Source organism: Mycobacterium sp. ML4, from assembly GCF_054515735.1.
This window is the reverse complement of record NZ_JBTNSY010000001.1, coordinates 371757-397255: the sequence shown is the minus strand read 5'-3', so window position 1 is coordinate 397255 and position 25499 is coordinate 371757. Positions and strand designations below refer to the sequence as shown.

Genomic DNA, 25499 nt, shown 5'->3' with positions numbered 1-25499 from the left:
CTCAAAACCCGTGGACCCGGGCAGTGACGATGACCAAATTACCGATCTCGCCACCTCCGCGGGCCGGGGTGACCGGGCGGCGCTGTCGGAATTCATCCGGCGCACTCAGCGCGACGTCTGGCGGATGGTGGCTTATCTCGCTGACCCGGGCAGTGCGGACGACCTGACCCAGGAGACATTCTTGCGGGCCATCGGTTCGTTGCCCGGATTCACCGGGCGTTCGTCCGCTCGGACCTGGCTGTTGTCGATCGCCCGTCGTGTCGTCGTCGATGACATCCGCTACAAAACGCGCAGACCGCGCTCCGCCCAGGTGACCGATCTCGACGAGGCGCTCGGGCAGGGCCGTCGTGCCAGCCGGATCGAGAATCTGGTGGAGATCCGCCTGCTGCTGGACGGACTGGATCCCAAGCGCCGCGAAGCGCTGATCGTCACACAGGTTCTCGGACTCTCCTACGCCGAAGCGGCGGAGGTCTGCGGGTGTCCCGTCGGCACCATCCGCTCGCGCGTGGCCAGGGCCCGAGACGACCTGTGGCGCGCGGAGTTGGCCGGAGACTGCGCGGGATAGCCGCGGAAGCTCAGTTGTTCCTCATGGCTGGGTGACTGCGGGTCAGCAGCGGCAGCATCCACTCGGGCGGCGCAACCCGGAATAGTCCGGCGGAGATTCGGTTGGCCAGCCCGGGGACGACGACGGCCTTGCCGGCAGCCAGGCCGTCGATCCCGGCCTGTGCGACCCGGTCGGCGGGAATCCACATCACCCGCGGCAACGCGGCGTCGGCCTCCTCTTTGGAGAAGCCCGCCGCCTCGCCGAAACCGGTGTCCACCGGCCCCGGGCACAGCGCCGTCACCGAGACGCCGGTGCCCTTCAGCTCGCCCCGCAGACTGTGCGTGTAGGACAACACGAATGCCTTGGCCGCCCCGTAGGCGGCCTGGCCGGGTAGCGGGCCGAACGCGGCCACCGACGCCACATTCAAGATCGCGCCACGATGCCGGCCCACCATTGCGGGCAGGAACCTGCTGCACAAGTCGACCACGGCCGCCACGTCGACCTCGACCAGGTTGAGTTCCTTCTCCGGATCAGACTTCGCGACCACCCCCAGCGTGGACAAGCCGGCGTTGTTGATCAGGATGTCGGCAGTAAGTCCGAGTTCACCCACCCGGTCCGGCAGATCGGCACGGTCGCTGCGCTGTGAGAGGTCGGCCGGCAGCGGATGCGCCTTGGACCCCAGCTTCCTGGCGAGCGCCTCGAGCCGATCGGCGCTACGGGCAACCAGGACGATGTGGTAGCCGCGCTTGGCCAGGATCGTGGCGATCTCTTCGCCGATACCCGACGACGCCCCGGTCACGATGGCCGCGCTGTTGCTTCCTACTGGGGGGAGAGCCATGCGGTGACCGTACCGGGCCGTCCGTCACCGCGCCGGAGGGCACCAAGCGATTCGGCGCCCTTCGCCGAACTCGACGACGTGGTCGTGCCGGGCGGTGCCCAGGGCCAGGGTCCTCGATGTCCGGGTGGTGCTGACTGTCGGCGCTGACTCCGCCGGGCAGCGATCAGATCATGCGGCGGTGTGTTGTCAGCAGCGCTCCGCACCGCGCGGCATGAGGCGTGGGCCGCTGACCGTCTGTGCGGAGCGGCCGCGGCGCATGGCGGACAGCGCGCGGCACGCACCCGCCTTCACGGGCGCGGCAATCGCAGAACCATTGGGGCTCTGGTTGATCCAATTCTGCAGTGCTGTCACGGTGTCGGTCCTTCATCGGTCGACGCAGGTATGTCGCTCGGCTTCATCTCAGCCGATTGCCTTTAAGCCTGCATCGCGGCGCGGTGAACAACGCGGAAAGCGATCCGTGTGTGGACTGTGCGATCCGGCACACTGCGCGCGGGCACGCCGTCTGCGTCACAGGATTCGCGGTCAGCGGTTCGCGGACGATGGCGACGGAAGCGACACGGCGCTCCGGCCGTACATCGGTGCTGGGCCGGTGGCGCCTCGTCACATCCTTCTCGCTGGCTGGCCGGCCTCCGTGACGGCAGTCATGGTGGTGAGGATCGTTGCCACGTGCTTGGTGGTTCCTCCGGACACGGCGAGGGCGTCACCCCGACAGACGGTGAGGTTTCGACCGGGACGCAGAACCTCGCCACGCGCCCGCAGCTGCTCGCCGAGCGCCGGGGCGAGCAGATTGACCTTCAGTTCCACCGTCAAAACCCGCAGCCCCGGTGCCATGAGCGTCAACGCAGAGTAACCACACGCGCTATCGAGGATGGCAATGCTGACGCCGGCGTGGAAGAAACCGTCTTGCTGCGTCAGCCCCGACGAGTAAGGCACCTCGATCTCGACCGAACCGGGCTCGACGACACGCAACTCTGCGCCGAGCGTAGCCATGAGCCCCTGCAGCGCAAAACTTTCCCGAACTCGCTGCCGGTAGGCAGGATCACGCGGTTCGAAAGCGGCGGACATGGTCGGCTCACGCCGCCGTCATCGCCGCGCGTTCCAAATCGAGAAGTTGGTCGCCGTGGCGTTCCTCTTCATAGGCTTGGCGCCCGCCGCGTAACCCGAACAACCGCTTGGAGATGAGCAAGTAGAGCACCGCGGCGATGTTGATGGTCAAGGTGGCCACCCGCGTCGTCGTGACGCCTTTGAGTAGATCGTGGATCTCCAGCGGCAGGAAGACCGAGGTGGCTACGACTGCGAAGTACTCGCCCCAGCGCTTCATCAACCACAGGCCTACCCCCTCGACGACCTGCAGAGCGGCGTAGGCCGCCAGCAGGCAGGTGATCAATGTCAGCGTGGACGGTTTGGCCGCCAATGCCTTCTCCAGCTCATGAATCGCCGACATCTGGTCGACTTTGAACCCGGCGGCACGAAAGACCGGTAAATCGCGATCAAGGGTGGCCTGGATGGCGCCCCGGGCACCGCGGAACGTCCACACCGCCCACGCCGCCAACCCCAGCACCAGCGCACGGCCGAGCCGCTCGACGGCCAGCGCACGGATGATGATGGCCTGCCGTAAAGCCCTGCCGCGCATGATCATTGGCGCGTCTTCGGGATGTCCGCGTCCGTGTGGCTCGCCCAGTGCGAAGTCACCGCAGCGCAGGCAGCGCCATACCTCGCCGAGTTCGGTCTTGGCGGACAAGCGTTCGGCCAGCTGCTCGTCGTCGGGAGCGTAGGTGGCGTGGCCCGTGAGCGCGCAGGTGACCAACTCCCAGCGGTTGACTGTGCGCTTCCTGCTGTTACCCACGTCCGCTCCTTCGGCGAGTTTGAGCCGATCATTCAACGGAAGCAGCAGACCACGCAAGGTGGCCGACGCGACGTCGCGGCCCCGCAGCCCGTTCGCGTCACGCAGCGCCAACACGGCATCGATGACCACCTATGCAGTTCCTCGGCAACCGCCACGACGTGGCGCAGCTGCCGCAGTTCCATGGGTCGAGGTTATGTTTCCGATCGAGCGTCGGCGAACTCACTGAACGCGGCGTAGGCGCGTGCGCCGTAGATGGTGGCGGGACCGCCGTGCATCATGATGCTGACGCCGAGCGCCTCGGCTGCCTCCTCCTTGGAGGCTCCGGCACGGACCGCGGCTTTGGCATGGGAGGCGATGCACCCGTCGCAGCCGTGCACCACTCCGATCGCCAGCGCTATCAGTTCCTTGAACTTGACCTCCAGCGCGCCGGGGCCCATGGCGGCCTTGCTCATCTCGCCGAATCCGGCGTAGACACCTGGAATCATCTGACGAAGCGCCCGGTGCTGGGGATTGAGGTCGTTGAGAATGTCGTGGTGATGCTGTCGCTGCTCCATGAGCAAAAATGGTACTGATACCGGTAGGGGTATTGGTATAGTGGGTGCCAGGCAGGGAGCAGGAAGGCGATCAATGAGCTCTGAAGACGACACAATGGGAGCTGTGCTCAACCGATTGCGACGCGCCCAGGGGCAGCTCAACGGTGTGATCGCGATGATCGAGCAGGGCCGCAACTGCAAGGACGTGGTGACCCAGCTCGCGGCGGTGTCGAAAGCGCTCGACCGAGCCGGCTTCAAGATCGTTGCGTGCGGACTGCGTGACTGCATCAACGGCAAGCAACACGGGGACGCCCCACCGCTCAGCGAAGCCGAGTTGGAAAAACTTTTCCTGGCACTGGCCTGACCCAACGAAAGGAATGGCAATGACACTAGGTACGGCCGGCTTGACCGCCACGTTGCACACCTCGTTCGACGATGCCGTCGAACAGACCACCAAGGCCCTGGCCGAACAGGGCTTCGGCGTACTGACCAAGATCGATGTCAAAGCGACGCTGAAGCAGAAGCTCGGCAAAGATATGGAGGAATACCTGATCCTCGGCGCCTGCAATCCGCAACTCGCGCACCGGGCGCTGGACGTCGACCGTCAGATCGGGCAGTTGCTGCCGTGCAATGTCGTGCTGCGCATGGCCGAAGACGGCGGTGTCCTCGTCGAGGCCATGGACCCGCAGCTGATGGTCCGCGTGGTAGACCAACCGGGCCTGCACGAGGTTGCCGACGAGGCCGCGGCCAAGCTGCAGGCCGCCATCGGCGCACTCAGCCGAGAATGACGGAACCCGAAATCCGCCACTGCCGCGCCTGAACGCTCTTTCGCAACCGTGTTCACCGATGTTGGTCAGCTCGACTACGGCGAATCGGTTCTTGGAGCGGCGTCGACGAAGTCACTGCATCGTGCGCGGCCGATCACTCAGGCGCCGGCCTCACTGAGCGCCAGCTGATCAACACACGTCCGTACAGCAGGCGCCGGATGCGCGCTCCGGGAAGCACCGCACGGACGTGTCCGCGCAGCTGGGAGAAGTTGTCCGGTGGTGGCCACTTGATGGGAGCGCTGTGCTCCCATTTACCTTGAACGCGATTCACGAGGCCGCATGCGATCCACGACGATACGTGCCAGAAGCTCTCTCGCAAGGAGGGTTTGACAAACGTCACCACCACCAGCGTTCCGCCGGGCCGTACCAGGCCGGCCAGCCGCGCCAACGCAGCCCGCGTGTCGTCGATGTGGTGCAGTGCGGCGTTGGACACCACCGCGTCGAAGTGGGGCAACTCGGCCGTCATGACGTCGCCGTGCGTCCATTGGACCCGTGCCCGTGGGAACCGGGCCGACGCGCGCACCAGTACCGGCTTGTCAACGTCCAGGGCGATCACCCGGGGTATCCGCTCGGCCAGCCGGGCGGCCAGGAAGCCGTCACCGCAACCGACATCAAGGACCTGGTGAGCACCGGGTGGGACGTTCGCGTCGACGAGCGCGTCGTAGTGGATGTTGACGTTCCACGGTTGTTCCCCCGACATCTCATCCAACATAGCCGCCGACGCTTATTCTTCGATTGACATGGCAACCCCGGATCGGTGGTGCAGGCATGGCGACCGAGTTGCGCTCCGCTGCGAAGATCTGTGACAAGTGCACCGATGGGGCGTGGATGCCGGACGACAACGAATTGCGTGAAACGGCGGAGCTAGTGGAGATAGCCGAACGGTCTGCCGGCAATGTCACCTTGGGCTCGGCCCGCTACGTGCGCGGTCTCACCCTCCTGACATGTGGCGGTTCCCGACGCGAAGAAGGCATCGCGTCAATCACAGCCGCTCGTGAAGCTGTTGTGCACGAGCGCTTCACGAGGGTGATTATCGGGTTCCCGGTGCCCACCTGGGCTGCGGAGATGCCGTGACGGTCTACCGTGAAGTGCTGACCGTGATCGGCGTCGGCGGCATGGGTCAGGCGATCGCCCGGCGGCTGGGTTCATCGAAGACGGTGCTGCTGGCCGACAACAACCAACAGGTGCTGGCGTCGGCGGCCGAATCGCTGTCGGCGGATGGCTACGACGTCGAGCAACAAGCGGTCGACGTGTCTTCGGCGCAGTCAGTCCGTGCGCTGGCGGAGTTCGCCGGCTCGCTGGGCAACGTGACCCAGCTGGCCCACACCGCCGGACTGTCCCCGGCCCAAGCCTCCGCCGAGGCGATCCTGGCAGTCGACCTGCTCGGCGTTGCCCTGGTACTGCAGGAATTCGGCGACGTTATCGCGCCGGGCGGCGCGGGCGTCGTCATCGCCAGCATGGCCGGACACCTGTTCCCACCGCTGTCGGGCGAACAGGAAAAGGTGTTGGCGCACAACCCACCTGAAGAACTTCTCACGCTTGACTTCGTCAGCAGGATCACCGAACCGAACTTCGCCTATCCAATCGCCAAGCAGGCCAACCATCTTCGTGTTCGAGCCGCCAGCGCGCACTGGGGCCGACGCGGGGCCAGGATCAACTCGATCAGCCCCGGCGTCATCTCCACGCCGATGGGACAGCAGGAACTCGCCTCCCCCGTCGGCGATGGCATGCGCGCCATGATCGCCATGTCGGGCATCGGTCGCATCGGCACCCCTGGCGACATCGCCGCGGCGACGGCCTTTCTGCTCGGGCCCGACGCCACCTTCATCACCGGCACCGACCTGTTGGTGGACGGCGGCGTCGTCGCCGCGGTCAAGGCGGGAAGTCCCTGAGGAACAGCTCACCTTCCAGGTCGTAGCCGACGGTGCCGCGGTGACAAGCAGAAGTCCCGGCAGCGCCGGCTGCGGCACGCCGCGCAGCACGGGCGCGAACAACAGCGGAGCCACCGCAACGGTTGCGGCCGAGACGATTCCGGAGAATCGCGTCACCGCGCCGGACTCACGGCTGCAGATCAACCACTCGCTGTAGGTCATCGGCGCACGTCTTGACGACGTTGGCCAATATGAGGCGCGCTGAGTCGGTGGCCGCGGACTCTACCGACGACGCACATTCGCAGGCGGCACTCACGTGGGCGGCGGCGGCCGCGACGTCGTAGCCGACCTCGGTGAGCCCCGCCGCGAGCTCGCCGATTGCCTCCCGCACAGGCGGCGGCAGGCCGTCAGGCCCACTACACCCGGATGCCGCGACGCGGGCCAGGTGTAGCACCGAGCCGGCCAACAACGTCATCTGCGCGGTCTGCATATCTGCCTTGTCGACCGCAGCACGCAGATGCCGGCGCAGGGGCGCGAATCTGACCAACAGCTGTGCGTGATAGCGGGCTTCGATGAGGTTGTCCAGCCGTTCGTGCACCTGATCAGCTGCCGGCAACAGCCGGTCCAGTTGCACAAGAGCATCTTTCAGAGCTTCCAACACGCCGGCGCGCGCATCGCGCAATATGGTTGTCGGATTGGCCGGAAACAGCAACAGACTCAGCGCCAACGCCAGACCGCCGCCGATCATGGCTTCCTGCAGGCGCTGAAAGAGGCGGTCGCTGCCGGTGATCGCCATCACCAGGATCGCTGTGCCGGCGGTCTGGTTGGCGAACGTCAACCCCGCTCCGAGGAAGCCGTGTCCGATCAACACCGCCACGCATAACGCGATGAACACCGCCCCGGACATCGCGAGCCATTCGCTGCCCAGGAGCGCTACCACGGCCGCGCCCAGGATGATCCCCAATGCCACACCGCTGATGTTCTGGATCACCCGTTGCGCGTGAAACACATTGCTGGCCGACAGCGTGACTGCCGCGGTGATCGGCGCGAAGAACGGATCCGAGTGCCCCAACAGGTCGTGGGCGATGTACCACGCCAGGCCGGCCGCAGCCGATGCCTGCACAATCGCCCAGAACACGTCGTTTAGACGGCGAACCGCCGACTGACCGGCGTCTCTGGTCCTGGGAAGCAGCGAAGCGTTCATCACGCCTGCATACACCAGCTTCAGCGAATGGTGTACTCGTGCAGGGTTTGAGCGGCGCCCTCACTGACCGTGACATAACCCTGACCGTCCGGGTGGAAGGCCACCGCTTCACCCTGCGTCTCGCTCACCACCGGCCCGGCGACCGGCTGGTCACTGAAAGGCGACCAGGCGCTGCTAGCGGGGGCGCGGTCCCACAGCAGCACGTCGCGATAGGTCCGCACCGCCAGCTGCGAGCCGTCGGGTGAGAAGTCGGCGCTGGTGACGAGTTTGGAGCTGGAGTCTGAAAGATCTAGTGTCGCAACCTGATTCCACTGCGTTGGGGTGCTGCCGCCACCGGCGCCGGCCCAGCCGCTGTCGGGCGCGGAAAACACCCGCGAGACGTTGCCGCTGGTCTTCTCGACGACCACCAGGTTATGCGTGTTCGGGTCGACCGCCAGTGCCTCCGAGTTGATCTTCTCGCCGCCCGGATACTGCAGTCGAAGTTGTTGGACGCCATTCAGCGAACCATTTGTCGGGTTGGCGGCGGTCCCGGTGACGACCGGCTCGGGAACCCGGTAGACGGTGACGCTGCTGCGCGAGAGACCATTGTCACCGATGTCCCCGATGTAGATGTACGACGCGCCGTCCGCCCCCCTGGCCACTTCGATATCTTCCCAGTCACTGGCCGTGGCGCCGGTGAGCTTGTAGGTGGCCAGCGTTTGACCAGTTTTGGCATCGACCGCGAAAATGCGCGCGGTGTCCCCCGAATCGTTGTGCACCCAATAGACATTCGGATTGTTGATGCCGGCGTCGACGCCCGAGACCTCCTTGAGATTGCTGTCAGTGAGAACTCCTCCGTTGGAGGAACTGAGCTTGCCGTCACGGGCGGCGTCGACGGCGTTCTGACCGGACGGGTTGGAGGGGTTACCCGGATTGGTCGGGTTGCCCGGATCGCCGGGGCCGCTGACCCTGGTTCCCGGGGCACCCTGCGCACCGTGGTGACCGGCGAGTTGCCCGCCCGCGCCGCCGGCCCCACCCACACCTGGTCGTTGTCCGTCCCCTCCGGTGCCGCCATTACCGCCGTCGCCGAACAAACCGGCGTCTCCCCCGGCGCCGCCCGAGCCACCGATCGCACCGGCCCCGCCTGTACCGCCGGCACCTCCACTGCCGGACAACCAACCGCCGTTGCCGCCGCGGCCGCCGGGCGGGGCCGGCGTCGTCGCATCGATGGCCGCGCCACCCTGGCCGCCCGCACCACCGTTTCCGATCAGGCCCGCGCTGCCACCGTTACCGCCGGCCTGGCCGGCCGCGCCGGATCCGCCGCGGCCGCCATTGCCGTACAACAGGCCACCGGCCCCGCCGTCCCGACCCGTGCCGGCAAGACCGTCGGCACCGTTTCCGATCAACGGCCGGTCCAGCAACGTGCGAGAAGGTGCATTGATGAGATCCAGTGCCTGCCGGAGTGGATTGACGTTGGCCATTTCTGCCGCGGCGTAAGAGCCGGCACCTGTCGCGAGCAGCCGCACGAGCTGCTGGTGGAAGGCTTCGACCGGGTTGCTGAGTACTTGGTATTCGCGGGCATGCCCGGCGAAGAGCGCCGCGACCGCCGTCGACACCTCGTCTTGGGCCGCGGCCACGATCATCGTCGTCGGCACTGCCGCCGACGCGCTGACTTCGGCAAGCGCCGAGCCGATTCCCGCCAGCTCCTTGGCAGCCGACGACATCAGCTCCGGCACCGCTAGCACGTATGACATCTCCGACCTTCCGAGGCTGACTATATAATCAATCGATTGATCGTATGAGACGCTGGCCGTGCCGGCGTGACTTTTCGGTTAACTGCTCCCGCACGAAGGCATGGCAGATCGGCTCAGAATGCCCTTCACCGGAGCGGGTCGGCCCGCGCCGCCGTGACCGGGCGGGTAGCGCGATCGGGCGGATGACCAGCCCCCGATCCAGCTTTGCGGTGCGCCCAATCCCTGGACCGGACGCGCCAGGTACGCCGCGCGTACTCCAACTCGGTGTACGGCCACTGCGTCACGATGCGGCCGCTGGGCGAGCGGAAATAGCTGTCGCACTGCGTCCAGATGGTGCGCTCCAGGTCCGCGGAGAGCCGGTCGTTGTAGCGCTTCTCGGCTTCCGGGCGCACGTCGAGAAAGCCCCCGCTGCGCGCTATCCGCGCCACCGCGCTGGCCACCAGTCGAGCGCCGGCCTCGAGAATGTAGACGATCGAGTTGCCGCCCTGGTTGGTGTTGGGCCCGTAGAGCATGAAGAAATTCGGGAACCCGGACACGGCGACTCCCAGGTATGCCCCGGGATCTGCGCCCCAGCGCTCATGCAGCCGCTGGCGGTCCGCGCCGACGATCTCGATGCCGGACAGATACCGCGACGTCTCGAAACCGGTGGCCAAGATCACCGCGTCCACCTCGATCTCCGCACCGGAGGCGGTGACTATCGATGACGGCGTGAGCCGTTCGAGTGGATCGGTGACCAGTGCGACGTTGTCCCGTTGCAGCGCGCGGTAAAAGTCCTCGCCCAGCAACACACGTTTACATCGGAATGGGTAGTCCGGCGTCAGTGCCCGGCGCAGGCTCTCGTCAGGGACCGTGCGCTCGAGGAACGACGTCGCGAACTGCGACCGCGCAGCAACGACCGGGTCATCTGCCATGGTCGCGGTGTTGTCGTGCTGAAATTTCCAGATCTGCCAGCGCTTCCGGCGCGCGGCCAACGGGTTACGCCGAAACCGCGCCAACTCGGCCGCACTGTAGGGCCGGTCTTCTTTCGGCACCATCCACGGCGGTGTCCGCTGGACCACGGTGAGGTGTCCGGCGACCTTGGCGAGCTCGGGGATGACCTGCACGCCGCTGGCGCCGGTGCCGATCACCGCCAACCGTCTCCCGGCCAGGTCCACGCCGTGATCCCACTGTGCGGTATGCATGAGGATGCCGCCGAAGTCGGCCAGTCCCGCAATCTCGGGAAGTCGCAGAGAACCGAAAAGTCCGGCGGCACAGACGACTACGTCGGCGCACAGGCTCTGGACGGTCCCTGCGCGGTGCAGCTCCAGCTCCCACCGCCCAGCATCTTCGTCCCAGCGGGCGGACGTCACCTTCGTCTCGAGCATGAGGTGACGACGCAAATCGAAGTCGTCGGCCACCGACTCCAGGTAGGCCAGTATCTCGGGCTGACGGGCGTAGGTGCGGCTCCAGGACCTGTTGGGCGCGAAAGAAAACGAATACAGGTGGCTCTGGATATCGCAGGCCGCGCCCGGGTAGGTGTTGCGCCGCCACGTTCCGCCGACACCGTCGTCGGCTTCGATGATCGTCAGGTCGTCGATCCCGGCGCGGCGCAACGCGACAGCGGCGCCCAAGCCACCAAACCCGGCGCCGATTATCGCCACCTTCGGTGGCGGCCGCCGTCGGGTGGCGGCCCTGATCCGGCCGAGGAGATATCTCACGGAACGTCCCGCGTGGGCCGAATCTCGAAACCCGCCAGATCACCGTTGGCCCGCCACGTCGCCAGCAGATCGGCGTACTCGGTTGGCCCACCGAAGAAAAAGCTGCCTTGCCGGGTCTTGGCGTCTGCCTTGCCTTCCCGGTTGTAGTATCCCGGTGTGCAGGTCCTGGCCCGTTCGGCGGTGGCCGCCGACCGCTGCACCACCGTCTCGACCCACGCCGCCTCGGCGGCGACCGACGCCTCGACCTCGTCGGCGCCGCGTTCCAGGGCCCACGCGATGATCCATGCGGCGTGGGTCGCCTGCACGTCCAGCAGATAGGGGAAGTTCACGGTCAACCCCGCCTGGGCGATGCTTTCGATGAAACAGTTCGGAAAACCGTTGGCGCACAAACCCTGAAAGGTGCGCACGCCGTCGCTCCACCGCTCGGTCAGCGTCACTCCGTCGCGACCGATCAATTCGAATCCGGTACGCCGGCAATAGTCGGTGCCCACCTCGAAACCCGTTGCAAAGATCAGACAGTCGAGCCCGTAGCTGACTCCGTCAACTACCACCCCCGTCTCGGTGATCTGTTGCACCCCACGACCGCGGGTGTCGACCAGGGTGACGTTGTCACGGTTGAACGTCTGCAGATAATCGTCGTGAAAGCACGGCCGCTTACAGAAATAGCCGTACCAGGGCTTGAGCGCTTCGGCCGTCGCGCGATCAAGAACAAGTTCGTCGACCCGCGCGCGGATCTCCTCCATCTTGGCGAAGTCTGCGATCTCGATGTCCCGGCTGCGTTGCTCGGGATCGACGGCCGGGCCGACATCCTGGCGCATCACCGGCAGCTTGCGGGTGATGCTGGTCCATGCGTCGGCGACCAGGTCCTGCTCGGCCTGCCCGCCGGAGGTCAGTATCTGAAAGTTCTCGATCCGCTTGCGCTGCCATCCCGGTTGCAAAGTGTTGGCCCACAGCGGGTCTGTCGGGCCGTTCGCGCGGACGTCGACCGAGGACGGGGTGCGTTGGAAAACGTACAGCTGCCGGGCCGCGGCGCCGAGGTGGGGGACACACTGGATGGCGGTGGCACCGGTACCGATGATGCCAACCCGCTTGTCCGCCAGGTTTTCCAGTTGCCGGCCGGTATACGCGTAGTCCCAGCGGCTGGTGTGAAACGCGTGGCCGCGAAAGTCTCTGATGCCCGGGATGCCGGGCAGTTTGGGCTTGGCCTGATAGCCGTTGGCCATCGACACGAACCTGGCCCGGATCTCGTCACCGTGATTCGTCTTGATAAGCCAGCGAGAAATGGATGCATCCCAACGTATTTCGTGCACGTCAGTCTGCAGGCAGGCGTTGCGGTAGAGATCGTAGTGTTGGGCGATGCGACGGCAGTGCGCGAAGATCTCCGAGCCCGTCGCATACTTCAGTTCGGGTAGGTAACCAAGCTCTTCGAGCAGCGGAATGTAGACGTAAGACTCTACGTCGCAGGCGATTCCGGGATATCGGTTCCAATACCACGTCCCGCCGACATCGGCCGCCCGGTCGATCAGCCGGATGCTTTCCACCCCCAGTTGCCGCAGCCGCACACCGGTCAGCAGTCCCCCGAATCCGGCCCCGACGATCGCCACGTCCACCTGGTCGGTCATCGGCTCACGGGTGAAGCTGCCATCCGCCCAAGGGTCCTCGGCAAAGCGGGCGAAGTCACCCGAGATCTCCACGTACTGTGCAATCCCGTCGGGGCGCAGCCGCCGGGCGCGCTCCTGCGCATATTTCTGACGTAGCGCGTCGACGTCGAAGGTGCGTCCCACGGTCTCGGTCAAGATCTCGACCCCACTCTCTGTGAGCCCGACTTTATAATCGATCGCTTGATCGCATCAAGGAGATGCTAGCCTCCCCTGCCGAACAGTTCCCCTCTGACCATTACCTTGGCGGCGTCCAGCGCGGAGTGGTACTCCCGCGGCGGCAGCGTCGCGGCCAGCTCGGTGAGGCCGTAGATCAGCGCGTAAATCGCTTCCTCCACAGCCTGCGCTTCGGCGTCGGGACCAAGTTCGCCGCGACGAACGGCCTGCTCCACCAGGGTCCGGATGATCTCACGGAATGTCTCGAACCGGGTGTCGTCGCCGGGCTCGCTCGTGCTGGCAGGGACGAGGTGCTCTGCCCGGATGGCCCACTCGAAAGCCGCCAGATCCGGATACTCGCGCATCAAGGAGCCGCATTCGTCTAGTACGGCTTCGATTCGGTCGACGACATCGCCGGGGACGGCGGCCGCCTGGCGCAACCGCGGAATGGCCGCGTCGGCCCTGGCCGCGATCGTCGCCCGCAGCAGTTCCGCCTTGTTGGGGAAGTAGTTGTACAGGCTGGCACTGGTGACATCCGCCATCCGGGCGATCTCGCGGATCGTTGCCCGGCGGTATCCGACCTGTGCCACACATCTCATGGTGGCGACGATGATCCGCCGGCGGGTCTCCTCGCCGCTTGCCCCTACGGGGCGGCCCAGTTGGGTTGCGGCCATGTGAGCTGTGTCCTCGCTCGTGTGTCTGCCCGGTGATGGGCGGGCCGTCGGGCACTTTCAACCGTCGAATATATTCGACCGATCGATTAATTGTTGCGTCAGGGAGGCGCACTGTGGGGCAATCCTTCGACGGGGGCGACGCGGCATGACTGTCAATTCGCCGCCTTCGGCCACGCCGCTCGGTCGCCCGGTGGGCGCCGACAGCGAGCAGACCCGGCGCAGGATCGTATCCGCAGCGATGCAATGCGTAGCGCAGGTCGGATACTCCCAAACGACGATCCGCGAGATCGCCCGGGCTGCCGACATGACTAGCGGAAGCCTTTACCACTACTTTCCGAACAAGTCTGAGCTGCTCGAGGCCGCCAGCGAAGAGATCGAGAACATCGTTCTGCCCCGGCTGCGCGCCGCGGCCGTTCAGTGCGTTGACGTCACCGACCAGCTCGATGCGGTGCTCGAGGAGTCGAAGGCCCTGATGCGCGACTACCCCCATCTGGCCGCCTTCCTCAGAGCGGTGCGCTCCGGAAGTGCCGCTCATTCGGTGCAGAACGGCCGGCAATACCCCGGCTCCAGGGCGCTGCGCGACGTTGTCACCGTGATCGTCGAGAAGGCGCACGGCCAGGGCGTTTTGGCTCCCGCCACAGACACCGGGGCGGTAATCAACGCCATCTGCGCATTAACGCGCGGCCTGACCGAACCGGCGGCACGGGTCTCACCCGAGGCATACGACGCCACTCTGCGCGCGGCCAAGAGAATGATTCGAGGGACGTTGTTCATCCGCCCGAAGCCCCGGGACTGACGATGAGCGTGCTCACCGCGCTGCGGCTGAACATGACCAACGTCACGGCTCCCGCCGGCCGCCACGGCGACAGATATCGGGCCGCCCTGGAGATGGCGGAATTCGCCGACAAGAGCGGATTCACGGCGATCAGTGGGGAGGAGCATCACCTGGCCGCCACGGGTTGGTTGCCGTCCCCGCTGATGCTGGCCGCTGCGCTGGCCGGCCGAACCCGCGGCGTGCGCATCAGCATCAATGCGCTGATCGTCCCGCTCTACGATCCGATCAGGCTGGCCGAGGACATTGCCGTCCTGGACAACCTCGCCCAGGGCCGGTTCAGTTTTGTGGCGGGTATGGGTTACCGCCCGGAGGAATACCACGCGCTCGGCAAGGATTGGTCGCAGCGCGGTGCCCTGATGGACCGCTGCCTGTCGGTGCTCCTGAAGGCATGGGGCGACGAACCCTTCGAGTACGACGGCGCCGTCATCAACGTGACGCCCAAACCGCACACCCGTCCTCACCCGTTGTTCTTCGTTGGCGGGATGACCGTCGCGGCCGCCCAGCGCGCGGCCCGCTTCGGACTCCCCTTTTCACCACCGATGGCCATGCCGGACCTGGTGGCAACCTATTACGACGAGTTACGCAAGTTCGGCAAGACCGGCTTTGCCTACTTTCCCAAAAACGGCAGCACCGTCACCCTGCTGCACCCGGATCCGGACGAAGCCTGGTCCCGTTACGGGGGTTTCATCATGAACGAGGCGGCCGAGTACGCCGGCTGGAAACGCGACGGGATACCCCGGCCCAACGAGGCCCCCGCGGCGTCGATCCAGGACCTGCGCCGTCTGAACTGTGTCGAGATCCTGCAGCCCGAGGCGTTGCTTGACCAGATCCGCGGCGGCCGGACCGACATCGTGATGAACCCGTTGGTGGGCGGGCTTCCGATCGATGAAGGATGGGCCAGCCTGCACCGCCTCGTCGACGAAGTGCTGCCACACGTGTGAAGCTCGCTGCGCCCTGCCGGTGAGGGAAGCGCCAACGTTGAAAATTCCCTGTGACAATGCGTGTGCGTGTGGTTTGGGATAGGCCTAGGCGGGCAAAATAAGCGGCATGATCACACGCTTCCTCGGTTACGCCGCAGCCTTGGCTGCGGGTTTTAGTGGCTGCATCCTGACATCTGCTGTGCCCGCCGCGTCAGCCGAGCCCTGCCCCGACGTTGAGGTGGTCTACGCCAGGGGTACGGGCGAGGAAGGACTCGGTGCAACGGGGCAGGCGTTCGTTGACGCACTGCGCCCTCGTATCGGCACCCAGTCCATGGGCGTGTACTCCGTCAACTACCCCGCCAGTGAGGAATGGGCCACGGGTGTTGACGGGATCAGAGACGCCGGCGCTCACGTCAACTCGATGGCCGCCGCCTGCCCGAAGACGAAAATGGTGCTCTCCGGTTTCTCGCAGGGCGCGGCTGTGATGGGCTTCGTCACGTCGGCCAGGGTGCCGGACGGCGTCGACCCGGCGACCGTCCCCAAGCCGCTGGATCCTGCTGTAGCAGATCACGTCTCGTCGGTGGTGCTGTTCGGCACGCCCAACACGCGGGCAATGGAGTTCCTCGGCCAGCCGCAGGTGGCGATCGGTCCGCTGTATCAGGCCAAGACCATCAAGATCTGCGCCCCCGAGGACCCGGTGTGCTCGCAGGGAATGAACTTCGCCGCGCACAATTCCTACGCTGATGACGGGGCGATGATCGACCAGGGCGCGGCGTTCGCCGCGGCTCGCCTGGGCGGGGGCGCCCCCGCTCCGGCACCGCCCCCGTCGGGATTCGGTAGCTGACGCGTCAGGCCGGCGACCGGCCCAGCCCGGCGATGACGGCGTTTAGCCCGTGGCTGAACTCGGGTCAACGCCCCCACGATCAAGGATGTGCCGGCAATGCTCCTTCCCCTTGCAGCTGAGCCGTTCACGGCTCCCACCGACCGCGACATGCTGCCCTCAGAGCGCCGGGAATTCGTCCGCACCCATCGCACCGCGGTATTCGGGTATCGCCGTCGAAACGACGGGCCGGCGATGTCGATCGTGTACTACATCCCGACCGACGACGACGAGCTGCTGGTCTCCACCATGGCCGGCCGCGGGAAAGCCAGGATCATCGGGCGTGACGGCAAAGTCAGCCTGTGCGTGCTGGACGAGCGCTGGCCCTTCACCTACCTGCAGGTGTACACGGATGCGACCCTGGACGAAGACCGGGGTCTGGCAGTCGATGTGATGGTGGCGGTCGCCGGGCGGATGTCGGGCCGGCCACTGGACGCCGAAGCGCGGCCGTCGATCGAAGCGATGTGTGAGCGCGAGAATCGCGTGGTGATCCGTTGCCGTCCGTACTCGACGTTCGCCACCCCGCCCCGGCACCTACACCGCAACGACCAGGTGGATCAGCTTTCGCACTGGGTGTCCGGCGTAGTGCCCTGGGATGCCTCCGACCCGGCGGCCTGACTTATCCGGTCGCGTATCGGTCGCACAGCTTGGCCAGCGTTGCTTCGATGCCGGATGCGTTGGCCTTGGCGAAGCCCATCCGCTCGTAGTACTTCAGCTTGTTCTTGAGCGCACCGGCGTCGTGGTAATCGAAGGTTTCGGTGACCTGGGTCAGGGTGGGCGACAGCGCCTGGAATTCCCACCTCCACCGGTGGCCGAGCGGGTGACGCCACTCGATCAGTTCGTCGGGCTTGAAAGCGGTCACCGTGCTGGTGATGCGGTAGGGCAGGCCGAACATCTTCATGTTTGTCGAGAATTTCGCACCTTCGCTGAGATTGGCCGGAGCCCTGACGTTGGCCTGTACCGTGCCCGATCCGTCCAGCTCATTGTGCCGCCGGGGATCCGCGGCCATCGCGAACAACTCGTGCGCCGGGGCGGCAACCTCGACCCTCCGACTGACCCTGCGGGGGCCCCGGTCGACGACCATCACGCTCATCTCGACTCCTCCTGCGCCTGCGGGCCTGTTGGGGTGCCTCGCCGCCACCCTATCGTCGGACGCGGTGTGATAGCGACAACAGTTTGGTCCTCGCTGCGGCGCTGCGGAGGGTATGTCGGCGCTGGTCATGGTACGGTTCGCTGCTGTGGTGTCGTTGCTGGTGAACCGTAATCGCAGCCCGCATGCCGGCATGCAACGTTCCCGCCGCACCTGGAAATCGATGGTGACCGTCGAATGTCCGAGCTGAGCCGTCGCCGTTTTCTCGGGTCCCTCGCCGTTACCACCGTCGCAGGCGTGGGCCTGGCCCGCTGCATGGTCGACCCCCAGCCACGGACCTTCGCGCAGGCGCCGGCCGCCGCTGCGGACGCCCCACCCGCCGGTCCCACCGTCGCGGGCCTGCTTCCGCCCCCTCCGCCGAGCGCACGTATCCGGCTGCCGGGCGGCGGCGTGCTCAGCCAGCTTCCCGGCAACGGCGATCTGCTGGCGCTGACCGTCGACGACGGCACCAACAGCGAGGTGGTGCGCGCCTACACACAGTTCGCCAAGGACACCGGTATCCGATTGACATTCTTCGTCAACGGGACCTACGACTCGTGGACCGACAACCTGGCGTTGCTTCGTCCGTTGGTCGAATCCGGACAGATCGAACTCGGCAATCACACCTGGTCGCATCCCGACTTGACCACCCTGTCCAAGGGCGAGATCGCCAGGCAACTCGTGCGTAACGACGACTTCCTGAAGAAGACGTATGGCGTTGGCGCCAAACCCTATTGGCGACCGCCGTATGCCAAGCACAACGCCAGCGTCGACGCCGTGGCCGCCGACCTTGGATACAGCGTCCCGGTGCTGTGGTCAGGTTCGCTGTCGGACTCGACGTTGATCACCGAGGAATACATCGTCAAGATGGCCGATCAGTACTTCACGCCGCAGGCCATCGTGATCGGACACCTCAACCACCTGCCCGTCACGCACGTCTACCCTCAGTTGGTAGACATCATCCGCAACCGCAATCTTCGTACCGTCACCTTCAACGACGTCTTTCTTAAGACGCCGTAGCACCCGCCTCGAATCGCGCCAGGCGCTCGTCGAGTACGGCGTGCCAGTGTCCAGCCGCACTCTCGTGCCGGCCAAACTCGACGAAAGCGTTTGCACCGGAGCGCAATCCGCGCTGGACGCCCTCCGACATCTCATTGTCCTCCACCGCGCCGCGGGCGATGAATGTGTCTGCGGCAACGGGATTCGTGCGGTCGGCCACCTCCGGCCGGACCATCGAATAGATGGTGAGGGTGCTGTGGTCGATGTCGACCGGGTCGACCACGATCGTCAGCATCAGGTCCGGAAAGGTCGCCAGCATGACGTTGGGGAAAAGCTGATACAGGTAGGTCACCCGCGCGTCGGTCGTCCAGGTACTTTCCGGGCGGTCGCGCAGCCGCTCAATGTTGCGGTAGGGGAACGTGAGTCGGGAATTCGGGCCAAACGTCTCAACCACGTTGAGGTCGTCGTACTGCAGCGGGAAGAACGTATCCCTATGGGTCGAGCGGATGTGGTATCCCTCCAGGAATTGCTCGACGAGCACCTTCCAGTTCATCGCCCGCAGGGTGGCATCGACGTACACCAGCCGCTGCGCCGGAACGAGTTTGTCGCGCCACGGTGTTCCGTCGGCCAACCCCGCCAGGAGGTCCTCGTCAGCGTCGCCGGATGCCACCGGGTCGAGCGGATCGATCACGATGAGGCCATCCACCTCTCGGCTGGCGACCTCGGCCAACCCCCGCGTCGGAGGGTCCAAATCAGGAAAGCTTTCCTGGTGCGGCACATGTGCCAGCGCCCCGTCCAACCGGTACGTCCAGCCGTGGTAGCGACACACCAGAGCACGGGCGCATCCGGGGCCGTCGACCAGGGCGAATCCCCTGTGCCGGCAGGCGTTACGAAACACCCGGGCACGCCCATCACGGCCGCGCACCGCGAACAACGGCACGCCGAATGCCGTTCGCTCGATGTGGTCACCCGGCCCGGGGATCGCCGCCGACGGCGCGAAGACGCTCGGCGATGCCCGCAACATCCGCATCTCCTGTGCGAACCGCGTTGGGCTCAGGTAATTTTCGACCGGCTCCCGCCAGGCGGAGCCTTCGTCGGTGGTGCCGGCGTCGATATGAGCAAGAATGCGCCGAACGATCTCCACGTCGTCGGCAACCAACGGCGTTGTCGGTGCGGCCACGCTCGCTAGTATCACACTTTGATAATCACGCGTCAATGACTTAGTGATACCGACCGCAATCGGGGAAGATGGACTGGTGCCCGCCCTGTCCAGTTCTCGTGTGCGCGACCTGATCGGTGACCGACCACTCAGCGCACGCTCGGTGCTGGCCTCGGCGCTGTTGGGTTCCGACGAAGCCGGTCTCACCGTGGCCCAACTGGTCGCGGTGGCATCCTTGTTCGGCATCAGCGACGGTGCGGCCCGCACGTGCCTGTGGCGGATGGTCTCGAACGGAGAACTCACCGGCGACGGCGGTAGTTATGCACTCGCCGGCCGGTTACTGGACCGCCGCCAGCGTGTCGATGAGGCTTACCGCATCGACGACGTCGCGGACTGGGACGGCACGTGGGAACTGGCGATCGTCTCGATGGAGCGCCGCAGCGCCGCGCACCGCCTCGAACTGCGTAAGGCGGCACTGGCGCTACACCTGGCCGAGTTTCGCGAAGGTGTCTGGATTCGGCCCGACAACCTTGACCCGCAACGGCTTTCAGCATCACGCGCGGTCCTGGACCGGCAGTGCACGCACTTCCACGGCGCCGTCACCGACATCACCGCCGACAAGATACGCTCGCTGTTCGACCTCGGCGGTTGGGCCGACGATGCCCGGGCACTCATCGACGCCATGCACACCGCGCTCAACAGCGACAGTCGCGACGATTCGGCCGAGAGCTTCACCTACCAGTTCGCATTGTCCATCGCGGTGGTCCGGCACCTCCAGCTCGATCCGCTGCTGCCCGCCGCACTCGTGGCGGACCGTTGGCCGGGCCCCGCACTGCGCAGCACCTACCGTCTGTTCGACAATGCCTTCAAGAAGCGGATGAACAAGGTGTTCGACGGATGAGCCGGAATACTTTCCGCGACCGCCGGCTACTGGTGGCGATGCTGGTGCCGCTGCTGGTCGCCTGCTCGGGCGGGTCGCAGGGATCCGCCGGAGCGCCGTCATCGTCGACCACATCCGGCTCCAAGCAGGCCAAGCACGGACCGTTTTTTCCGGAGTGTGGTGGCGTCAGCGACCAGACCCTCGCGCAACTGACCGGCGTCATCGGGCTCGTGGTGACCGCGCGCAATGCGGTGGGATGTCAGTGGCTGGTGAAGGGCAGCATTTCCGGGCCATGGTTTTCGTTCAGCTGGTTTCGCGGCAGTCCCATCGGGCGTGAACGCAAGAACGAGGATCTGAGCCGAACCACCGTCGATGACATCACGATCGACGGCCACAGTGGCTATATCGCCGTCGCCACCGACCGGCTTGGCACCCGACTCTGCGACGTCTCCATCCAATATCAGGACGACTTCTTCGAGTGGTCGATCCAGTTCGTCGAGAAGCCCTTTCCGGATCCCTGCGACATCGCGACCGAGCTGTCGCGCCAGACCATCGCCGCGGTGAAATGATGACCACACGCCACGCCGAGGCACAGGGTGGTCCCGGGCGTCACGCCGAGTTGTGCCCGAGCGCGAATTCACCCAGCCACCTGCGGATCTCGGTGCTGTGCTGGCCCAGGCGAGGTGCCGGGGTTCGGTAGGTCACCGGCGTGGCGGACAGATTGATCGGATTGGCGACCTGACGGCCACCCTGATCACCATCGTCGGTGGCGCGGATCGGACGCAGGCCCAACTGCTCGGCCAGCGTGAACGCCTCGCCGATGTTGTTGACCGCACCGGCGGGAACGCCCAGGGCCGGCAGCACCGTGGTCCAGTGGGCGGCGGAGTTCGATGCCAACGCGCTTTCCAGATGCTCGCGCAGCGCCGACCGGTTGTGCACCCGCAGTTCGTTGCTGCGAAACCGTTCATCGCCCGCCAGTTCGGCCATACCCAGCGCCTCGCAGAGTGCGACGAACTGCTTGTCGTTGCCAACCGCCAGCACGATCGTCCCTTCGCCGGTCGCATACGTGTCATAGGGAGCGATGCTGGCATGCCCGTTGCCCATCGCGGATGGAATCTGCTGAGCCAGAACGTAACTGGAAGACTGATTGGCGAGGGCGGACAGCAGCGCCGACATCAGGTTGATCTCGACGTGCTGCCCGCGCCCGGTCCGGTCGCGCTCACGCAGGGCAGCGAGGATGCCCACGGTGGCAAAAAGTCCAGCCAGCACGTCGACCAGTGCCACCCCGACCTTGGTCGGGTGCTCGGCATCTGGTCCGGTGACACTCATCAGGCCGCCGAGCGCTTGGACGAGGAGGTCATACCCGGCCAGTTGGTGTCCCGGGCCGTCTCCGAAGGCCGAGATGCTGCAGTACACCAGCGCGGGATTGTTTCGGCGCAGTGTGGGCTCATCGAGTCCGAACCGGGCCATGGTGCCGGGACGAAAGTTCTCCACCACCACGTCGGCGCGCTCAACCAGAGATTGGGCCACCCGCAGATCCCCGGAGTCATTGAAATCCAGGACGATGCTGCGCTTATTGCGATTGACACCCAAGTAATAGGTGCTCTCGCCGCCGACGAAAGGCGGTCCCCACGCCCGGGTGTCGTCACCACCGGGTCGCTCCACTTTCACGATCTCCGCACCGAGGTCACCGAGCGTCATGGTGCAAAACGGTCCGGCGAGCACCCGGGAGAAGTCCGCGACCAGTACCGACGACAGCGGCGCCGCGTCGGTCATGAGACTTCGGCCGCGGTCGCCGCGCGGTCACCGAACCAGATACGCCGCGCTTGCGGGGCGATCTCGGCGGCTCGATCATCGAGTTGGTCCAGCGTCAGACTACTGATCGGGTGAGTGGCGACCGCGGGTTCCAAGCCGGCCATCCCCCGGGCCTCGCGCTGCAGCCGGGCCTCCAGCTCGAATTCCGTCGTCACGATGGCCACGGTTGGCAGGCCCGCCTGTTCCAGTCGTACCGCGTCATTGACACAGGCCGAGCAGCACGACCCGCAATCGCCGATCGCGGTGAGGGCGATGTCGTTCTCGGCGGCGATCTGTGCGATCAACTCCGGGCTTGCGTCGGAGGAGAAGTGATGCTTGTCGTAGTAGTTGATGCTCACGAATTCCAGTCCCGCAGCGGCTAATCGGCCCACGGTGGCACGCAACAGCTTGGCGGCGTTCCACTTGGTGTTGCTCAGCACGCCCAGGCGCAATCCCTGGGTGCTGCCGGGACGGGGCGCCGTCGGCACGCACTCGACCTCGACCACCCCGCAGGGGTCGTACATGATGACGCTCTCCATCGCAGTTTCCTTTCTCACGTTCAGAGTCGGCACGCACCGTCGGAACAGTCCAGCTCGCGGACATCGCCGCGCGCACCGGAGATGTCGTCGTCGATGGCGCGCAGCACCGGGGTCGTCGCTGTGCTCCAGCCCGGCAGAAACGCGGAGAACCGGCCCGCGGATCCTCCGGCGACGAACAAATGGATGTCCTCCGGAGTGAAGACGATCGGCACCTGCCGGCCCGCCTCGCGCGGGTACCACTTGGGCAGATTCCGGTTGTAGGTCCGACCACCCCGCGGCGCATAGCGGTTGCCGTAACTGACCTCGTCCCAGGAGTTGGTCCCGTTCAGCCATAGATAGCGGCGCACGTCATCGCGTGACCATCCGAATGATGCGATGGTGCGGGCATGTTCGACACCGATCACGACAACGCACGAGCCCCCGAGTACGGCGTTGTTGTGGGCGATGGTGCTCATCGCCGAGGCGATCGAGTCCAAGATCCCTTGCGGGTCGTCGGAAATGTGATTGGTGACGCTGTGCGGCGCCTCGGCGCCGATCACCAGCACCGTGCTGTCTTCTGGGCGGTAGCCGTGTTCGACGTGGTAGGGAGCCCACGGGCTGGCGTCCTCGTTCTCGGCGATGCAGAAAGTGTACTTGCCGGGATGGCCCAGAGTGCTCTTGTCGAGCTCCCCGGGGATGCCGCCACCGACGCTGAGCAGAATCAGCCTTACCGCGCGGCCGATGGTGGCGTTCGCGCGGTTGCCCGACCCGAAAACGTTTCCGCCGGAGTTCATTCCGATCTGCCGTGCGACGGGGCCGTTGACCACGATCAGCGGTGCGACCACGTGCGTCGTGGCCTGGATGCCGTTGAGATTGAAGCGCGGGTCCGCCAGGGCCAGGACGGCCGCACGCACCACGGGCGCGTACTGCGGCTTGCAGCCGGCCATCACCATGTTCACTGCCAACAGTTCTCGGGTCAGGCTGCCCCACCGCGGCGGAATCCGCGCCACGAGTCCGCTCGGCGGGCCACCCAGCACATCGAGCACCGCAGCGACCCGTGCCGGGGTCGGCGGGACGACGGGAAGTCCGTCACTCCACGGCTGCTCGAAGTAGTGCTCGACGAGATCGCGCTCCTGGCTGGTCACTGCGGTCATGGGGATGGCCTCCTTCGCTTCTCCCGGCAACCGTAGGTTGTTTTTGTCATTACTGTCCAAGACATATCCGGACATGGTTTATATATTTGGTATATGTCTGATCCAGAGCTACGGTTGCTTCGCTATTTCGTGACCGTCGCTGAGGAGCGTCACTTCGGCCGCGCCGCCGAGCGTCTGCACATCGCGCAGCCACCGCTGAGCCAGCAGATTCAGAAGCTGGAGCGCCAGCTGGGTACCGAGCTGATCGACCGGTCCCGCCGGCCGATCGAGCTGACGGAGTCGGGCGATGCGCTGTTGGAGGAGGCACGGCTGGCGCTCATCCACGCTGAACGCGCGTTCGCCGCAGCCCGCCGCGCCGCCACCGGCCAGCTCGGTCAGCTGCGCATCGGCGCGCTGCAGGCGGCAGTCGACGGGGTACTGCCGTATGTGATGCGGGCCCACCGGCTCGAGTTTCCGGACGTCAAGATCGAACTCAGCGAGATGACCAGTGCCGAGCAGGTCAAGCAACTGCTCGAGCACCGCATAGACGTCGGGCTGTTGCGCGGCCCGGTCGACGAGCCGGCGTTGGCCATCCAGCCGCTGATCGAGGATCCGCTTGTCGCGGTGGTATGCGCGGACCATGCCCTTGCCGACCGCCAACGGATCGACCCGGCGGTATTGGCTCACGAACCCATGATCTTGTGGACACGCGCCGCGGCAGCCACGACGTACGGCGACGTCGTCGAACTGTTCCGGATGTATGACATCGAGCCGCCCGTCGTGGACGAAGTGCCGCGGATCCAGACGATTCTCGCGCTGGTAGCCGCCGGGTTTGGAACGGCCTTACTGCCGACCTCTTTCATCAATCTCAATCTCAAAGGTCTACGGTTCATCCCGCTGCAGGGCCGCCTCCCCCACCGCCCGCTGGCGATGACGTACCGTTTCGCCAACCGATCCGCAAGCGTGCGTGGGTTCCTCGATGTCGCGGCCCGGGCGGCACCTCAATACCTGCATGATCTGCGTGAGCACTACCCGCAGCTCGGCCAGGACGGCGCCGCTAACCCTCGAGCATCCCGTCGATGAGCCGGTGCAGCACCTGACCCAATTCTTTACGGGCCCGCTTCTGGTCTTCGGCGGTGGCGATCGCCATGGCCGCTTCGTCGAGCGCACCGATCAACACGGTGGCCAGCGGCCGCACCGGAAGTCGCGGTAGCTGGCCCACCGCGATCGCCTCGGTGATCAGCTGCTCGGTCATGCCCAGGCTGTAGCGCTGGGCGACCGCGCGAAAGACCGCCCAGCCGAGCACCGCGGGCGCGTCCAGCAGAATGAGTTGACGCACTTCCGGATCCGCCGACACCTCCAGCCAGGCATCGACCGCCGCCCGGATCATCTCGGCCGGAGAGGCGGCTCCCGAGGATGCCACCAAGGTGCCCATCCGAGTCATCACGTCCAGCTCCACTACCTCCACCACTGCGCCGAAAAGCGCTGCCTTGTCGGTGAATTGGTGATACATCGCACCCCTGGTGACGCCGGCCTCCTTCGCGATCTCCGGAGTGCCGACTTCGGCATAGCCGCGCACGCCCCACAGCTTGCGGGCGGCGGTAATCAGCGCCTCGCGGGTGGCCGCGGAGCGCTCCTCCTGGGTGCGTCTCTTGATTTCCATACAACCTG

At 65.8% G+C, this 25499-nt stretch carries 30 protein-coding genes; 14 read left to right on the top strand and 16 right to left on the bottom strand.

Going from position 1 to position 25499, the window contains the following annotated elements; genetic code table 11:
* Positions 1 to 10 precede the first annotated feature (10 nt).
* Positions 11 to 565: an RNA polymerase sigma factor SigC gene (gene sigC, locus ACX9NE_RS01845; protein WP_459363054.1), complete on the top strand. Its 555-nt coding sequence runs from the start codon at positions 11 to 13 to the stop codon at positions 563 to 565.
* Positions 566 to 575: 10 nt separating this feature from the next.
* Here the strand turns inward: sigC and ACX9NE_RS01840 are convergent, their stop codons facing one another.
* The 4 genes from ACX9NE_RS01840 to ACX9NE_RS01825 all read right to left on the bottom strand — a co-directional run bounded on the left by ACX9NE_RS01840 (position 576) and on the right by ACX9NE_RS01825 (position 3782).
* A complete protein-coding gene (locus ACX9NE_RS01840; protein ID WP_459363053.1) occupies positions 576 to 1382 on the bottom strand; it encodes an SDR family NAD(P)-dependent oxidoreductase in 807 nt (268 codons plus the stop codon).
* Between the two features lie 600 nt (positions 1383 to 1982).
* Positions 1983 to 2447 (bottom strand): PaaI family thioesterase, encoded by a 465-nt coding sequence (locus ACX9NE_RS01835; protein ID WP_459363052.1) that lies wholly within the window; start codon positions 2445 to 2447, stop codon positions 1983 to 1985.
* A 7-nt stretch (positions 2448 to 2454) separates the two neighbouring features.
* A complete protein-coding gene (locus ACX9NE_RS01830; RefSeq protein ID WP_459363078.1) occupies positions 2455 to 3228 on the bottom strand; it encodes a DUF2127 domain-containing protein in 774 nt (257 codons plus the stop codon).
* Between the two features lie 191 nt (positions 3229 to 3419).
* Complete coding sequence (locus ACX9NE_RS01825) at positions 3420 to 3782, bottom strand: carboxymuconolactone decarboxylase family protein (RefSeq protein WP_459363051.1); 363 nt, start codon at positions 3780 to 3782, stop codon at positions 3420 to 3422.
* Positions 3783 to 3855: 73 nt separating this feature from the next.
* Here ACX9NE_RS01825 and ACX9NE_RS01820 point away from each other — a divergent pair, with 73 nt between their 5' ends.
* Both ACX9NE_RS01820 and ACX9NE_RS01815 read left to right on the top strand, forming a co-directional pair.
* Positions 3856 to 4125 carry a metal-sensitive transcriptional regulator gene (locus tag ACX9NE_RS01820; RefSeq protein WP_459363050.1) on the top strand — a complete coding sequence of 90 codons (270 nt, stop codon included), beginning with the start codon at positions 3856 to 3858 and terminating at the stop codon, positions 4123 to 4125.
* Between the two features lie 19 nt (positions 4126 to 4144).
* Positions 4145 to 4549: a DUF302 domain-containing protein gene (locus ACX9NE_RS01815; RefSeq protein ID WP_459363049.1), complete on the top strand. Its 405-nt coding sequence runs from the start codon at positions 4145 to 4147 to the stop codon at positions 4547 to 4549.
* 133 nt (positions 4550 to 4682) lie between these two features.
* Here the strand turns inward: ACX9NE_RS01815 and ACX9NE_RS01810 are convergent, their stop codons facing one another.
* Entirely contained in the window at positions 4683 to 5288 is a 606-nt protein-coding gene (locus ACX9NE_RS01810) for a class I SAM-dependent methyltransferase (RefSeq protein ID WP_459363048.1), read from the bottom strand.
* A gap of 68 nt (positions 5289 to 5356) precedes the next feature.
* Here ACX9NE_RS01810 and ACX9NE_RS01805 point away from each other — a divergent pair, with 68 nt between their 5' ends.
* Genes ACX9NE_RS01805 through ACX9NE_RS01795 form a run of 3 tightly spaced genes read left to right on the top strand, consistent with a single transcriptional unit; the run spans position 5357 to position 6676 of the window.
* Complete coding sequence (locus ACX9NE_RS01805) at positions 5357 to 5662, top strand: hypothetical protein (RefSeq protein WP_459363047.1); 306 nt, start codon at positions 5357 to 5359, stop codon at positions 5660 to 5662.
* Positions 5659 to 6480, top strand: coding sequence for an SDR family oxidoreductase (locus ACX9NE_RS01800; RefSeq protein ID WP_459363046.1), 822 nt, complete (start codon positions 5659 to 5661; stop codon positions 6478 to 6480). The genes ACX9NE_RS01805 and ACX9NE_RS01800 overlap by 4 nt, the downstream gene beginning before the upstream one ends.
* A gap of 40 nt (positions 6481 to 6520) precedes the next feature.
* The gene (locus ACX9NE_RS01795) at positions 6521 to 6676 is read left to right on the top strand and encodes a hypothetical protein (protein ID WP_459363045.1); all 156 of its coding nucleotides are present in this window, start codon (positions 6521 to 6523) and stop codon (positions 6674 to 6676) included.
* On the opposite strand, the gene ACX9NE_RS01790 is transcribed toward ACX9NE_RS01795, so the two are convergent.
* The 5 genes from ACX9NE_RS01790 to ACX9NE_RS01770 all read right to left on the bottom strand — a co-directional run bounded on the left by ACX9NE_RS01790 (position 6647) and on the right by ACX9NE_RS01770 (position 13581).
* Positions 6647 to 7663, bottom strand: coding sequence for an FUSC family protein (locus ACX9NE_RS01790; RefSeq protein ID WP_459363044.1), 1017 nt, complete (start codon positions 7661 to 7663; stop codon positions 6647 to 6649). The two genes, ACX9NE_RS01795 and ACX9NE_RS01790, sit on opposite strands and share 30 nt — an antisense overlap.
* Positions 7664 to 7683: 20 nt before the next feature.
* Positions 7684 to 9396 (bottom strand): PE domain-containing protein, encoded by a 1713-nt coding sequence (locus ACX9NE_RS01785; protein WP_459363043.1) that lies wholly within the window; start codon positions 9394 to 9396, stop codon positions 7684 to 7686.
* A gap of 125 nt (positions 9397 to 9521) precedes the next feature.
* Positions 9522 to 11093: a flavin-containing monooxygenase gene (locus tag ACX9NE_RS01780; RefSeq protein ID WP_459363042.1), complete on the bottom strand. Its 1572-nt coding sequence runs from the start codon at positions 11091 to 11093 to the stop codon at positions 9522 to 9524.
* Entirely contained in the window at positions 11090 to 12889 is a 1800-nt protein-coding gene (locus ACX9NE_RS01775) for a flavin-containing monooxygenase (RefSeq protein WP_459363041.1), read from the bottom strand. The genes ACX9NE_RS01780 and ACX9NE_RS01775 overlap by 4 nt, the downstream gene beginning before the upstream one ends.
* Positions 12890 to 12954: 65 nt before the next feature.
* Positions 12955 to 13581: a TetR/AcrR family transcriptional regulator gene (locus ACX9NE_RS01770; RefSeq protein ID WP_459363040.1), complete on the bottom strand. Its 627-nt coding sequence runs from the start codon at positions 13579 to 13581 to the stop codon at positions 12955 to 12957.
* 145 nt (positions 13582 to 13726) lie between these two features.
* On the opposite strand from ACX9NE_RS01770, the gene ACX9NE_RS01765 reads away from it, so the two are divergent.
* From ACX9NE_RS01765 to ACX9NE_RS01750, 4 genes are all read left to right on the top strand, one after another.
* Entirely contained in the window at positions 13727 to 14377 is a 651-nt protein-coding gene (locus ACX9NE_RS01765; RefSeq protein WP_459363039.1) for a TetR/AcrR family transcriptional regulator, read from the top strand.
* A gap of 2 nt (positions 14378 to 14379) precedes the next feature.
* Positions 14380 to 15357, top strand: a complete 978-nt coding sequence (locus tag ACX9NE_RS01760; protein ID WP_459363038.1) for an LLM class flavin-dependent oxidoreductase — start codon at positions 14380 to 14382, stop codon at positions 15355 to 15357.
* Positions 15358 to 15463: 106 nt separating this feature from the next.
* Positions 15464 to 16180 carry a cutinase family protein gene (locus tag ACX9NE_RS01755; protein ID WP_459363037.1) on the top strand — a complete coding sequence of 239 codons (717 nt, stop codon included), beginning with the start codon at positions 15464 to 15466 and terminating at the stop codon, positions 16178 to 16180.
* 96 nt (positions 16181 to 16276) lie between these two features.
* Positions 16277 to 16834 carry a pyridoxamine 5'-phosphate oxidase family protein gene (locus ACX9NE_RS01750; protein ID WP_459363036.1) on the top strand — a complete coding sequence of 186 codons (558 nt, stop codon included), beginning with the start codon at positions 16277 to 16279 and terminating at the stop codon, positions 16832 to 16834.
* Position 16835: 1 nt separating this feature from the next.
* Here ACX9NE_RS01750 and ACX9NE_RS01745 read toward each other — a convergent pair whose 3' ends face one another.
* A complete protein-coding gene (locus ACX9NE_RS01745; protein ID WP_459363035.1) occupies positions 16836 to 17309 on the bottom strand; it encodes an SRPBCC family protein in 474 nt (157 codons plus the stop codon).
* 243 nt (positions 17310 to 17552) lie between these two features.
* Here ACX9NE_RS01745 and ACX9NE_RS01740 point away from each other — a divergent pair, with 243 nt between their 5' ends.
* Complete coding sequence (locus ACX9NE_RS01740) at positions 17553 to 18365, top strand: polysaccharide deacetylase family protein (RefSeq protein WP_459363077.1); 813 nt, start codon at positions 17553 to 17555, stop codon at positions 18363 to 18365.
* Here the strand turns inward: ACX9NE_RS01740 and ACX9NE_RS01735 are convergent.
* Positions 18352 to 19539 carry an aromatic ring-hydroxylating oxygenase subunit alpha gene (locus ACX9NE_RS01735; RefSeq protein WP_459363034.1) on the bottom strand — a complete coding sequence of 396 codons (1188 nt, stop codon included), beginning with the start codon at positions 19537 to 19539 and terminating at the stop codon, positions 18352 to 18354. The two genes, ACX9NE_RS01740 and ACX9NE_RS01735, sit on opposite strands and share 14 nt — an antisense overlap.
* 61 nt (positions 19540 to 19600) lie before the next feature.
* On the opposite strand from ACX9NE_RS01735, the gene ACX9NE_RS01730 reads away from it, so the two are divergent.
* Both ACX9NE_RS01730 and ACX9NE_RS01725 read left to right on the top strand, forming a co-directional pair.
* Positions 19601 to 20404 carry a PaaX family transcriptional regulator C-terminal domain-containing protein gene (locus ACX9NE_RS01730; RefSeq protein WP_459363033.1) on the top strand — a complete coding sequence of 268 codons (804 nt, stop codon included), beginning with the start codon at positions 19601 to 19603 and terminating at the stop codon, positions 20402 to 20404.
* A complete protein-coding gene (locus ACX9NE_RS01725; RefSeq protein ID WP_459363032.1) occupies positions 20401 to 20952 on the top strand; it encodes a DUF3558 domain-containing protein in 552 nt (183 codons plus the stop codon). Before ACX9NE_RS01730 ends, ACX9NE_RS01725 begins: the two co-directional genes overlap by 4 nt.
* Before the next feature lie 40 nt (positions 20953 to 20992).
* Here ACX9NE_RS01725 and ACX9NE_RS01720 read toward each other — a convergent pair whose 3' ends face one another.
* The 3 genes from ACX9NE_RS01720 to ACX9NE_RS01710 are packed head-to-tail and all read right to left on the bottom strand — an operon-like array spanning position 20993 to position 23849.
* Positions 20993 to 22159 (bottom strand): CaiB/BaiF CoA transferase family protein, encoded by a 1167-nt coding sequence (locus tag ACX9NE_RS01720; protein ID WP_459363031.1) that lies wholly within the window; start codon positions 22157 to 22159, stop codon positions 20993 to 20995.
* Positions 22156 to 22716 carry a UGSC family (seleno)protein gene (locus ACX9NE_RS01715; protein ID WP_459363030.1) on the bottom strand — a complete coding sequence of 187 codons (561 nt, stop codon included), beginning with the start codon at positions 22714 to 22716 and terminating at the stop codon, positions 22156 to 22158. Before ACX9NE_RS01715 ends, ACX9NE_RS01720 begins: the two co-directional genes overlap by 4 nt.
* Positions 22717 to 22736: 20 nt before the next feature.
* Positions 22737 to 23849, bottom strand: a complete 1113-nt coding sequence (locus tag ACX9NE_RS01710; RefSeq protein ID WP_459363029.1) for a hypothetical protein — start codon at positions 23847 to 23849, stop codon at positions 22737 to 22739.
* Positions 23850 to 23942: 93 nt separating this feature from the next.
* Between ACX9NE_RS01710 and ACX9NE_RS01705 the strand changes: the two genes are divergently transcribed.
* The gene (locus ACX9NE_RS01705) at positions 23943 to 24911 is read left to right on the top strand and encodes a LysR substrate-binding domain-containing protein (RefSeq protein ID WP_459363028.1); all 969 of its coding nucleotides are present in this window, start codon (positions 23943 to 23945) and stop codon (positions 24909 to 24911) included.
* Here ACX9NE_RS01705 and ACX9NE_RS01700 read toward each other — a convergent pair.
* Complete coding sequence (locus ACX9NE_RS01700) at positions 24886 to 25491, bottom strand: TetR/AcrR family transcriptional regulator (RefSeq protein ID WP_459363027.1); 606 nt, start codon at positions 25489 to 25491, stop codon at positions 24886 to 24888. The two genes, ACX9NE_RS01705 and ACX9NE_RS01700, sit on opposite strands and share 26 nt — an antisense overlap.
* Positions 25492 to 25499: the final 8 nt, after the last annotated feature.